This window comes from Streptomyces sp. NPDC107581, assembly GCF_055657175.1.
Genome location: NZ_JBVKBH010000006.1, coordinates 581412 through 592750 on the forward strand (window position 1 = coordinate 581412; position 11339 = coordinate 592750).

The following is an 11339-nucleotide window of genomic DNA, read 5'->3' on the forward strand; positions in this document are numbered from 1 at the left end:
CGGGTGCGTTTTCGTGCCGGGCGCGTGGCGGAGCCGGGCGCCGTAGTCGAGCCGGGCGCGTGGTCATGCCGGGCGCGTGGCCGAGACAGGCCCGTGGCCGAGCCGGGTCCGTGGTCATGCCGGGTCCGTGGCCGAGCCGGGCGCGTGGCCGAGCCGGGTCCGTGGTCATGCCGGGTCCGTGGTCATGCCGGGCGCGTGGCCGAGCCGGGCGCGTGGTCATGCCGGGTGCGTGGCGGAGCCAGGCCCGTGGCCGAGCCAGGCGAGTGGTCATGCCAGGCCCGTGGCCGAGCCAGGCCCGTGGTCATGCCGGGTCCGTGGTCATGCCGGGTCCGTGGTCGGGGTGCCTGTGGCGCCTGTGCGGGTGTGTCGTGGTTCGGGTCGCGCCCCCTGCGCATCGTGGGTCGGTGCCGCGCCGGGTGGTGTCCGTCCCCGGTCCGGCGGACCGTCTGCCGGACGGCGCCCCGGTTTTCGCCGGCCGCTGCGGGCGGACACCACCCGCCACGTCCCCTTCCCGCCGTACGCGGCCACCGCCATGAGTTCCGCCGGGGACGGCAGCAGTAGTTCATCCGGTCTTCATCCGCCCGGTTGGGCTACGTGAGGCGCGGGATCGTTGGCGTGTGCATGCTCTGTCCGCACCGCCACCATCCCCGTATTTTCCCACCCGGAGGTTGATGTGTCCGGCAGTTCCGTGTACAGCCGTGCCCGTACCCTCGCGGCCTCGGCGACCGCCCTCGCCGCAGCCGCGGTCGGGCTGTGGACCGGGCTCGGCGGCGAGTCCGCGCATGCCGCGGGCGCCGTGCCCAGCCCGGACCACGTGGTCGTCGTGGTCTTCGAGAACCACGCCTACAGCCAGGTCATCGGCTCCTCCAGCGCCCCGTACATCAACTCGCTGAAGTCCGGCGGCGCCGGCCTCACTCAGTCCTACGCCGAGACCCACCCGAGCCAGCCGAACTACTTCGCCCTGTTCTCCGGCTCCACCCAGGGCATCACGGACGACAGCTGCTACACCCCGGGATTCTCGTCGGCGCCGAACCTCGCCTCCGAAATGATCGCCGCCGGGCGCAGCTGGGCCAGCTACAACGAGACCCTGCCCGGCCAGGGCTCGACCACCTGCAGCAGCGGCAACTACGCGCGCAAGCACAACCCGTGGTTCGGCTTCAGCAATGTGCCGACCTCCAGCGCGAAGACGTTCGCCCAGTTCCCGACGGACTACTCGACGCTGCCCCGGCTGTCCTTCGTCACCCCGAACCTGTGCAGCGACATGCACGACTGCTCGGTGTCGACCGGTGACACCTGGCTGAAGAACAACCTCGGTGCCTACGCCACCTGGGCCAAGACCCACAACAGCCTGCTCGTCGTCACCTTCGACGAGGACAACCGGCTCAGCGGCAACCGCATCCCGACGGTCCTGTACGGCCAGCCGGTCACGGCCGGATCGTCCAGCTCCACCACCTACAACCACTACGACCTGCTGCGCACCCTGGAGGACACCCAGGGCCTGACCACGCACGCGGGCAACGCCGCCTCCGCCAGCGACATCACCGGCATCTGGGCGTCCTGACGTGTACGTAGCGGACAGCCGCGCGAGCAAGCCGAGCGCGCCGGCGTCCGCGGACGGTGCCGTCCGGTCTCCCGCCGGGCGGCGCCGCGCCGCGGTCGCCCCCACCGTGCTCGCCCTCGGCACGGTCAGCCTGGTCACCGATATTTCGTCGGAGATGGTGACGGCGGTGCTGCCGCTGTACCTGGTGACGGGGCTCGGCCTGTCCCCGCTGGGCTTCGGGCTGCTCGACGGGATCTACAACGGCTTCTCCGCGCTCGTACGGCTGGCGGGCGGCCACCTCGCCGACCGGGGCGGCGGACGGCACAAGTGGGTGGCCGGGCTCGGCTACGGCATCTCCGCGCTGTGCAAGCCCCTGCTGCTCGTGGCGCACACGCTGACCCCGATAGGTCTGGTCCTGGCGGCCGACCGCACCGGCAAGGGGCTGCGGACAGCCCCCAGGGACGCGCTGATCTCGCTGTCCAGCACGCCGGAGACCCGGGGGCGCTCCTTCGGGGTGCACCGCGCGATGGACACCGCGGGCGCCCTGCTCGGTCCGCTGGCGGCCTTCCTGATCCTGCGGGCCACCGTGGACGGGTACGACGCGGTGTTCACGGTCAGCACCTGTGTGGCGGTGCTCGGGGTGCTGGTGCTGGTGCTCTTCGTGCCGGGGGGCCGGCGGCAGGGTGCCGAGGACGGTGCGCGGCCCACCCTGCGCGCCGCGGTGGGGCTGCTCCGCCGCCGCGACCTGCGCCGGATCACGGTCTGCGCCCTGCTGCTGGGGCTGGCCACGGTCAGCGACTCCTTCGTCTATCTGCTGCTGCAGCGCCGTCTGGGCGTCCCGGACCGCTGGTTCGCGCTGCTGCCGCTCGGCACCGCGGCCGTCTTCCTGCTGCTGGCCGTGCCGCTCGGCCGGCTCGCGGACCGGGTGGGCCGGTGGGCCGTCTTCCTGGCCGGCCACGGCGCCCTGCTCCTCGCGTACGCGCTCCTGCTCACCTCCTGGCACGGTACGGCCCTGCCGTATCTCGTCCTGGCCCTGCACGGCGGCTTCTACGCGGCCACCGACGGCGTGCTGATGGCGGCGGCCTCGGAGGGCGTGCCGGAGGCGCTGCGCTCCTCCGGCCTGGCCGTCGTGCAGACCGGACAGGCGCTGGCCCGCTTCGCCTGCTCGCTGCTGTTCGGGGCGGCCTGGACCCTGTGGGGCGACCGGGCGGCGCTGGCGGGGGCGGCGGGGGCGCTGGTCGGCTGCGCGGTCTTCTCTCTCCTCGTCCGTCCGAAAGGTGCCCTCACCGCATGACCGTACGCACCCGCATCCTGATCCTGGTCCCGGTCGTCGCCGTGCTGGTGGCCATCGGGGTGGCGTCCGTGCTGCACGCGTCGGCGCGGGCGGAGCGCCGCAATCATGTGCAGGCCAAAGGCCCGAGGGTCACGTCCGGCACGGTGCTGCTGACCGGGCACGGGCACATGGTGTTCCGCAACCTGGCCTGGGGCCCGCACCGCGACGAGCTGACGACGGTCCCGCAGTCCGATCCGGCCGGCCCGCGCACCGCCTCGGGCGTCAAGTGCCTGCGCTTCTACGCCGCCTCGGGCACCGGCGTCTGCCTGCAGGCCGTGCACGGCCCGGTCTCGGACAGCTACCGCGCCCTGGTCCTCGACGCCCGCCTGCACACCCGGGACCGGTACGACGTGCCGGGCATCCCCTCCCGCGCCCGGGTCTCCCCCACCGGGCACTTCGCCGCCTGGACGGCGTTCGTGGGCGGCGACTCGTACGCCGGCACGGACTTCTCCACGCGCACGGCGATCGTGGACACCCGCACCGGCGAGCTGATCCGGTCCCTGGAGGCCTTCCGGATCGTCAAGGACGGCCACCCCTACCGTGCGGCGGACGCCAACTTCTGGGGCGTGACGTTCGCTGCGGACGACCGTACGTTCTACGCGACGCTGGCGACCGAGGGGAGCACCTATCTGGTCCGGGGCGACCTGCGCACGCGCACGGTCACCACCCTGCACCCGAACGTCGAGTGCCCGTCCCTCTCCCCCGACGGCACCCGTATCGCCTACAAGAAACGCGTCAAGGGCCTGCCCAAGGACGCCCCCTGGCATCTGTACGTCCTCGACCTGCGCACGATGCGCGAGAGCCCGCTCGCCGAGTCCCGCAGCGTCGACGACCAGGTGGTGTGGCGCGACGACCACACGCTGGTCTACGCCCTGCCGGGCGACTACGGCGCCGACCTGTACACGGTTCCGGCGGACGGGTCCGGCGCGCCGCGCCGTCTCCTGCCGGCCGCGGTGTCCGCCGCGTTCCTCGACTGACGTACCCCCGGCCCCGGATCAGGGCAGCGTCCAGATCCGGACCGTGACGAGGTAGAACACGGCGGCCCAGAACACCATCACCACGGCGACGATGCCGAGGCCGATCAGGTTGGTCCTTGCCGCCGGCTCGTGGGCCGACGGCCGCAACCACCTTCTGAGCAGCGGGTTCACGTAGTACGGCATCGTGAGGAAGCTCATGAGGAAACTCGACAGCAGATTGGCCACGAGCAGCCCGATCCAGATCGGCATCCTGAGCGGCGACAGGGCGAGCGACAGCAGCACGACGGTCGGGTACAGGCCGACCCACACGGCGATGGCCGTCCTGGTCTCGGAGGGCGGCGGAGGCACCTCCCTGCCGTTGCCTTCGAAGGCGAACCAGCTGCCGAAGGAGTTGTCGATCGTGCGCAGTCTGAACTCGTTGAACTTCTCGCCCTCGGCGAGGATCTGCTGCCGCCGGTCCGACGTCAGCCAGGCGTCGAGATGCTCGGCGTTGTCGTACCGGTACAGCGTGGTCCATTCCTCCTGGAGTCCCTCGATGGGGCGGAAGAGCTCCGTTCCACGGAATCCTTCGAACTTGCTCTCCTCCTCGGTCATGTGGTGCTGCCAGACGAGGAAGTCGTCGACGTGGTTCGGGGGGACGCGATGGGTGACCACGACGGTCACCAGCGGGTCCAGGGCCTGTGTGCCGCTGCTGACCACCTGCTGGGTCGCCGGACCGGCGAAGTACTGGCGGCCGGTGTCGAGAAAGGTCTGCCTGGTCGCGCTGTTGATCCACGCCTGCAGATGCGCGACGGAGTCGAAGCGGTAGATGACGACCCAGTCGTCCTGCAGAGGGGTCGGCGGGGACGTCTCCGCGCCGAGGAACCCGGGGTAGTACGCGGCGGCGGTGTTGAGGTCCTCCTGCCACTTCTCGTACTCCCGCTCCAGCCCGGGCCGGACCTGCTGGCCGATGATCGCCGTTGCAGCGGCGGCTACGGGTTTCCCGGTGTCCATGTCGCTCAGCCCGTCGGCACCGACTGCTTCGCGTGGATCCGGCCGTAGATCCTCTCCGGAGTCAGCGGCAGCGCACGGCAGCGCACGCCCGTGGCGTCGTGGAGCGCGTTCGCGAGGGCGGGGGCGACCGGGTTGATGCAGCATTCCGCCATCCCCTTCGCCCGCATGGGCCCCGACGAATCTCCCGTTTCCACCAGGAGCAGCTCGGTGCGGGGCACGTCGGCATACGTGGGGATGCGGTAGTTGCGGAAGTTGGGGTTGGTCATGACGCCGTTCTCGTCGACATGGTGATTCTCCGTCAGCGCGAAGCCGATTCCCTGGGCCACACCGCCTTCCACCTGTCCCCGGACCTGCGCGGGATTGATGACCACTGCCGCATCGGTCGCCTGGACGCTGTGGAGAATCCGTATCTCACCCGTCATCGGGTGGACGGCGATGCGGAAGCCCTGTGTGTTGGAGACGACGCTGCGGGGCGATCCGTAGGCCTTGCGGGCGGCGGTGAACCGGATTCCGCGCGCCCGGGCCCGTGCCACCAGCTCGGCCAGCGGCACGCGCCGGTCCCCGCAGACGACACCGTCGTCGTCCATCGAGCACATCACGAGATGGACGCCGGTGCAGGCGGCGGCGAATTCCAGAATGCGGTCGCGCACGGCACTGGCGGCCCGGAGCACCGCGTTGCCCGCCACGAAGAGACCCGCGCTGGCGAAGGCGCCGGTGTCGAACCCCGTGCGGTCGGTGTCGGACTGCACCAGGCGGATCCGCTCCGGCGTGGTGCCCAGTTGGTCGGCCGCGATCTGGACGTGGGCGGTCGAGGTGCCTTCCCCGAACTCCACCGTTCCGACGGCCAGCTCGTAGACGAGGTCGTCGCCGAGGGTGACCCAGGCCTCCGAGATGTGCTCGGTCGGGGGCGCGGTCTCGTGCAGGGAGCTCGCGACGCCGGTCCCGACGAGCCACCCGGGGCCGGGAGGCGGCTGACCGGCCGTGCGGGCCAGGGCGGCGCCCACCAGGTCGATGCACTTCCCGAGCCCGTCCTCGCTGAAGATCACGTCGTCGGGGCCGTCGTGCAGGGCGACCAGTGGATCGCCCGGCCGCACGATGTTGCGCCGGCGCAGTTCGAGCGGGTCGAGGTGCAGGGCGCGGGCGAGTTCGTCCATCGCCGACTCCACGGCGAAGGCCGGCTGCGTCATCCCGTAGCCGCGCAGCGCCCCGCTGGGAATGGTGTTCGTGTAGACGGAGAACGCGTCGTACTTCTTGTTGGGGCAGCGGTAGATCATGACGGCGGCGCCGCCCGCGTACAGCGTTTCGCCGCCGTGGTTGCCGTAGGCGCCGGTGTTCGACACATTGCGGACCTGGAACGCGGTGAGGGTCCCGTCGGACTTCGCGCCGAGCCTGACCGTCAGCTTCATCGGATGCCGCGGGGACGCCGTGGTGAACTCCTCCTCGCGGGTGTACTCGAGGCAGACGGGCCGGCCGGTGTCCAGGGCGGCGAGCGCCACCAGATCCTCGGCGATCACCTCCTGTTTGCCGCCGAAGCCGCCGCCGACGCGCTTGCAGAACACGCGGACCTGGTCCGGGCGCAGTGCGAAGAGGTACTCGAGTTTGACCTTCGCGATCGACGGCGACTGCGAACTGGTGCGGACGTTCAGCCGGCCGTCCTGCATCCAGGCGATCGCGCCATGGGTCTCCAGGTGCGCGTGCTGCACGCGTGGCGAGAAGTACGTACCCTCGTGGATCACGTCGGCCGCGGCGAATCCGGCGGCCACGTCGCCGATGTGCGCGTGGATCTCCAGCAGGATGTTGTGGACGGGATCGCGGACGAACGGATCGTCCGAGCCGTGCAGTTGTGGTGCCCCCTCGGCCATGGCCTCCTCGGGGTCGAACACCGCCGGCATCGTCTCGTAGGTGACGACTAGCCTGCGGCAGCCCTCCTCCGCCGCCCCGACCGTGTCGGCCAGGACCGCGGCGACGCGCTGGCCGACGAAGCGGACCGTGCGGTCGAGGACGAAGGTGTCGTCCGGATCGACCAGATGATCGGTGTGGATCGCGGTGGTGAAGCGCTTGTTCGGCGCGTCCTCCCAGGTGTAGACGCGGTGCACGCCGGGCACCGCGAGAGCGGCGCTCCTGTCGATCGAGACGATCCGGGCGTGCGCGTGGGGCGAGTGCAGCACCTTGAGGTGGAGCATGCCCTCGCTCCGGGTGTCCATCGTGAACTCGGCCCGGCCGGTCACCACGTCGTCGGCCGCCGGCGCGCCGACGCTCGTCCCGACCGCCTTTCCCGGTACGGCGCTCTCCACGCCGGTGACGCCCTGCACGGCGTCCTCGATGGCCCGGTAGCCGGTGCAGCGGCAGAGGTTCCCCTTCAACGCCCGTGGCAGGTCCGCCTTCTGCTCCTCGGTGAACGCCGCCGACGTCATGATCATCCCCGCGGTGCAGAACCCGCACTGGAACCCCGGGGCATCGCGGAACCGCCGCTGCACGGGATGCAGCTCGCCGGGTGCCCCGATGCCCTCGATCGTGGTCACCTCATGACCGTCCGCGCGGAACGCGGGCGTGATGCAGCTGTGCACCGGCGCGCCGTCCAGCCACACCGTGCAGGCGCCGCAGTCGCCCGCGTCGCACCCCTTCTTGACGCCGAAGTGGCCGAGCGAGCGCAGGAAGGTGCGCAGACACTGGCCGGGGTGCGGTTCCTCGGTGAATGTCCTGCCGTTCACGAGATAGGTCATGCCGGGTCCCCAGCCATGAGTTCGCGGCGAATCTCTTCGGCGAAGTGCTGTGTCAGGTGGCGGCGGTGATCGGGGGTTCCGTTGGGGTCGGCGAACCAGATGCCGGCGGGCAGGGCGTCGATGCTCTGCCGCACCGTCCGGGCATCGGCCGTGGGGTCGAAGGCGAGGCGCACCGGCCGGGTGGTGCCGGCGGTGAGGGTGAGCAGCAGGTCGTTCGTGCCCGGCCTTTGGGTACCGACGAGGAACACGGTCGAACGGCCGAGACGGGTCAGCGCGAACCGGCGGTGCGCGGTGCGTTTCCTCAGCGTGCGGGCCGGAATGGTGACGCGCCGCAGAATCTCCCCGGGAGCGAGGATGTTGCGGTGGTCGCCCGTCACGAAGTCGAGGGCGTCGACCCTGCGCACGGAGCCGTCGGCGGCCCACAGTTCGTACTGCGCCTCCAGTGCGACCGTCAGCGTGATCATCGGTCCGGCCGGCAAGGACATGCAGATGTTTCCGCCCACGGTCGCCGCGTTCCACACCTTGAACGAGGACAGGAACGCCTCGCAGCTCTTGCGGAGGAGGATTCCAGCGACCCATTCGGTCGGCGGGACAAAGGCGTACAGCTCGCGGACCGTGCAGGTGGCGCCGATTTCGAGGCCGTCGTCCCGCACGACGAGGGAATTCCAGCGCAAGCCGGTCAGATCGATCAGCCGCCGCAGACCGGGCTGCTCCGTGGAGAACAGCCAAGTCCCGCCCGCGAGCCAGGCATCGCCTTCGTGCCAGTCCGCCCCCGGCCGGTCGGCCGGCAGCCGGACGACTTCGGTGATCGTGTTGAGGTCCATGGGAACCGACCCCCGAACCCGCTCAACCAGCGCGTGGCACCGGGCACGTGCATGTCCTGCTCGCGGGCATTCGGCTCGACATCCCCGGCGCGACTGCCGAATGCCGACGGGATTCTGACCGCTGCGGTCGGACCGTTCGAGGAAGGACCGGCGGGGCGAACACTGTTGTCAAAGCGTATCGCAGCACGCCGGGGACGGCCTGAGGGGAACGGCGGCCGGGCCGGGGCACGGGCCGCGGCATGGGCCCCGGACCCGGCACAAGCACGGGCACCGGCACCGGCACCGGCACCGGCACCGGCACCGGCACGCGACGGTGCCGCCCGCGGATCTGCGCCGAACGGGGCGGTTCAGGGGGCACAGTGGATACATGAACGAGGACGACAGGAACCTGCTGGCCCGGGGCCGGGTGGCGACCCGGCTGCCCGCCCAGGACCTGGAGCGGGCGCGCCGCTTCTACGCCGAGGTGCTCGGCCTGGAACCCGTCGACGAACGCCCCGGCGGGCTGCTGTACCGGTGCGGGGGCACGGAGTTCGTCGTGTTCCGGTCGACGGGGGCCTCTCCGGGCACCTTCACGCAGATGGCCTGGGAGGTCGAGGACATCGAGGCGGTCGTGGCGCAGCTGCGGCGGCGCGGGGTGGTCTTCGAGGAGGTCGACGCTCCCGGCCTCCGCACCCGGGACGGCATCGCCGAGATCGAGGGCAACTATCCGAGCAAGGGCGCCCGGGGCGAGCGTGGCGCCTGGTTCCGCGACAGCGAGGGCAACCTGATGGGCGTCGGCGAGCCGGTCCGCTGAGGGTGCGCATGGCCGGCGGCACCCCGTCGGCCCGGCTCCGGGACACGCCGGAAGAAGCCGGCTCTGCGGCACACGCGCCAAGCCGTGGAAACGAGACTCACCAGGCCGTAGTTCGCTGCGGCCCCAGAGGGTGAAGTGGCAGCGAAAAGTCTGAGCGGCGCTCCGCCTCCGTCCAGCGATGCTCACGGATTCACCGAGCACCCGCTCCGACGGTCCAGGGGCGGCCCACAGCGACCGAGACGCGCTGGGGCCGACGGTCCGTGACCGTCGGCCCCCAAGGGATCGTTTCGGCGGAGCCCCGCCCCGACCTGCCCCTACAGCACCGGCAGGTTCTTCCTCAGCTCGAAAGCGGTGACCTCCGAGCGGTACTCGTGCCACTCGGCCCGCTTGTTGCGCAGGAAGTGACGTCGGTCTGGAGCAACCCCACGCGATCGACGTCGGCGCAGCGCTGACCTGTGTCGGGCGGCCGTCATTGGTCGTTGTTGGCCGCTGTGGGCCACCCTTCGACGGCCCACAGACGGCCCGGTGGCATCACAAACCCCGACCTCTTCATCCCGAATTAGGCCCTGGAAGATCGCCGACCGGGGATCCATGCCAAAAATGCAGGTCAGAGACTTGGAACGCGTCGGTCTCCATTGGTGCTCCGGGGTCCCAAGCTCAAGATCGCCTCCAGGGTTTCTCCATGGAACCGGTAGGTGCCCCTGACCAGTCCTTTCAGCGGCCAAGCCAAGTAGCACATGGCTCCGGAGGCCCCTTCGTCAGGCCGCGTTCCTCCTGGTCACCGAGTTGCAGCCAGCCAATTGCAGGCGACCTGTCCACGCATGGTCCACGGCTCAGGAGGTGCTGCGAGCTTTCGCCAGCATGGTTGAGGACCTCCGCAGACCTTTGATGTGCAACAAGGCAGGCCGGTGCGGAGAGCCCCTGGTGGGCGAGGGGTATCAAGCGTGCAAGTTTGCACGCCGGGCGCCTGCCTGGCGATAGGGTTGCAGGATTGCAACCAGTACCCGTCCAGGCCGGGAGGCAGCGATGAGCGAGCAGCCGTGGACTATCGAGTCCATCCGCCACGCCCTCGGCAACCCCGCCCTCGCGCAGCGCTTCCTCGCCGAGATCAACCGCGCGCCGGCCCACCAGCTCCTCGCCGTCTTCGCGCGGTGGGAACGCATCGCGAAAGACACCGTCGCCGCCGTCGAGCGCGGCCGGGACATCGCCGCAGCAGAGGCCCGTGGTGAAGACCCGACGGGCGAATGGGGTGACGCAACCGACCGCGTCCTCACCGAGGCTGACCGCATCCGGGCTAGCGGCGCCGCATAACTCGGAACCGCAGCACACAGGGTCACCTCTCCGCTACGCTGCCGACCTGGGATCCACGTCACCTACCACCCCTGAGAGGCCGTCGATCGACCCTGCCCCTGTGGAGATGACGTGACGTTCCGACTCAAGTACAACCCGGCCGCCGAAACCGTCCACGAAGCGATGTCGCTGGCCGCCAGCGAAGCCCTCACCCTGGCACTTGCTGACGCCTGTCAGGATCCCATCGCGGCCACCCAGCCCTATGGGGAGGACGACGGTGTCGTCCGGATGCTCGTCACCGAGCAGGCATTCGCCGTGATCCTGGTCGGGCAGACACTGAAAACGATCACCGTGCTTCAGCTGACTTACCTCGGGTGAGCTCGCTGACACCCTTCACTCCAGAAGGATCTCTTCGGGGCGTCGGCTGGTGATCGGTACGCCCTGGGCAAAGAGGGGTGGTTCAAGCAGGCCGCAAGGTCGTTGCCGTGATCGTCCCGGGCCATGCTGCGCAACTCGCGGGCCAAGTCCTACCCGTTGACCAGGACGATGGGGTACTGGTCTTCCACCATCTCGAGTTGAGCGGGCTTTGAGAAGGCTCCGGTAGTGACGTAAATGCCGATCCAGCCGCGGCGGAGACGTGCGACCACCCGTGCAATCGGGTCTGCTGCACGATCGGGTGACATCTGAACTGGCTTGCCCTGAGGGGCGGGTGGGAAGGATGTCGCTGTGCCCAAGCCCTATCCGGAAGAGTTCCGCCAGGACGTCGTGCGAGTCGCGAGGAACCGCGGCCCGGGTGTCACGGTCGAGCAGGTGGCCACCGATTTCGGGGTTCACCCGATGACGTTGTGGAAGTGGATGCGCCGGGC

General features: G+C 70.3%; 10 protein-coding genes and 1 pseudogene. 7 read left to right on the top strand and 4 right to left on the bottom strand.

From position 1 onward, the window contains the following. Positions 1-673 precede the first annotated feature (673 nt). From ACZ7P3_RS18785 to ACZ7P3_RS18795, 3 genes are read left to right on the top strand one after another with little or no spacing between them, the layout of a single operon-like run. Entirely contained in the window at positions 674-1561 is an 888-nt protein-coding gene (locus ACZ7P3_RS18785) for an alkaline phosphatase family protein (RefSeq protein WP_472082943.1), read from the top strand. Position 1562: 1 nt separating this feature from the next. Beyond that, on the top strand, positions 1563-2834 hold the full coding sequence (locus ACZ7P3_RS18790; protein WP_472082945.1) for an MFS transporter: 1272 nt from the start codon (positions 1563-1565) through the stop codon (positions 2832-2834). Then, a complete protein-coding gene (locus tag ACZ7P3_RS18795; protein ID WP_472082947.1) occupies positions 2831-3850 on the top strand; it encodes a TolB family protein in 1020 nt (339 codons plus the stop codon). Before ACZ7P3_RS18790 ends, ACZ7P3_RS18795 begins: the two co-directional genes overlap by 4 nt. 18 nt (positions 3851-3868) lie before the next feature. Here the strand turns inward: ACZ7P3_RS18795 and ACZ7P3_RS18800 are convergent, their stop codons facing one another. The 3 genes from ACZ7P3_RS18800 to ACZ7P3_RS18810 are packed head-to-tail and all read right to left on the bottom strand — an operon-like array spanning position 3869 to position 8390. Beyond that, positions 3869-4843 carry an antibiotic biosynthesis monooxygenase gene (locus tag ACZ7P3_RS18800; protein ID WP_472082949.1) on the bottom strand — a complete coding sequence of 325 codons (975 nt, stop codon included), beginning with the start codon at positions 4841-4843 and terminating at the stop codon, positions 3869-3871. Between the two features lie 5 nt (positions 4844-4848). Then, positions 4849-7566: a molybdopterin-dependent oxidoreductase gene (locus ACZ7P3_RS18805; protein ID WP_472082951.1), complete on the bottom strand. Its 2718-nt coding sequence runs from the start codon at positions 7564-7566 to the stop codon at positions 4849-4851. After that, a complete protein-coding gene (locus ACZ7P3_RS18810) occupies positions 7563-8390 on the bottom strand; it encodes an FAD binding domain-containing protein (RefSeq protein ID WP_472082953.1) in 828 nt (275 codons plus the stop codon). The genes ACZ7P3_RS18805 and ACZ7P3_RS18810 overlap by 4 nt, the downstream gene beginning before the upstream one ends. Before the next feature lie 367 nt (positions 8391-8757). On the opposite strand from ACZ7P3_RS18810, the gene ACZ7P3_RS18815 reads away from it, so the two are divergent. Next, positions 8758-9183 carry a VOC family protein gene (locus ACZ7P3_RS18815; RefSeq protein ID WP_472082955.1) on the top strand — a complete coding sequence of 142 codons (426 nt, stop codon included), beginning with the start codon at positions 8758-8760 and terminating at the stop codon, positions 9181-9183. Positions 9184-9497: 314 nt separating this feature from the next. Here ACZ7P3_RS18815 and ACZ7P3_RS18820 read toward each other — a convergent pair. Continuing rightward, positions 9498-9584, bottom strand: a pseudogene (locus tag ACZ7P3_RS18820) (glutamine synthetase); the annotation flags it as partial. Between the two features lie 625 nt (positions 9585-10209). Here ACZ7P3_RS18820 and ACZ7P3_RS18825 point away from each other — a divergent pair. The 3 genes from ACZ7P3_RS18825 to ACZ7P3_RS18835 all read left to right on the top strand — a co-directional run. Further along, a complete protein-coding gene (locus ACZ7P3_RS18825) occupies positions 10210-10494 on the top strand; it encodes a hypothetical protein (protein WP_472082957.1) in 285 nt (94 codons plus the stop codon). A 111-nt stretch (positions 10495-10605) separates the two neighbouring features. Next, complete coding sequence (locus tag ACZ7P3_RS18830; protein WP_472082959.1) at positions 10606-10851, top strand: hypothetical protein; 246 nt, start codon at positions 10606-10608, stop codon at positions 10849-10851. Between the two features lie 348 nt (positions 10852-11199). Then, positions 11200-11339: transposase (locus ACZ7P3_RS18835; RefSeq protein WP_388241443.1), on the top strand; the 140-nt coding region annotated here is incomplete at its 3' end.

What these genes read in the sequence shown, in the direction of transcription:
- ACZ7P3_RS18795 (WP_472082947.1), top strand. Translation starts at nt 2,831, where the DNA reads ATGACCGTACGCACCCGCATCCTGATCCTGGTCCCGGTCGTCGCCGTG.
- ACZ7P3_RS18800 (WP_472082949.1), bottom strand. Translation starts at nt 4,843, where the DNA reads ATGGACACCGGGAAACCCGTAGCCGCCGCTGCAACGGCGATCATCGGC.
- ACZ7P3_RS18805 (WP_472082951.1), bottom strand. Translation starts at nt 7,566, where the DNA reads ATGACCTATCTCGTGAACGGCAGGACATTCACCGAGGAACCGCACCCC.
- ACZ7P3_RS18810 (WP_472082953.1), bottom strand. Translation starts at nt 8,390, where the DNA reads ATGGACCTCAACACGATCACCGAAGTCGTCCGGCTGCCGGCCGACCGG.
- ACZ7P3_RS18815 (WP_472082955.1), top strand. Translation starts at nt 8,758, where the DNA reads ATGAACGAGGACGACAGGAACCTGCTGGCCCGGGGCCGGGTGGCGACC.
- ACZ7P3_RS18825 (WP_472082957.1), top strand. Translation starts at nt 10,210, where the DNA reads ATGAGCGAGCAGCCGTGGACTATCGAGTCCATCCGCCACGCCCTCGGC.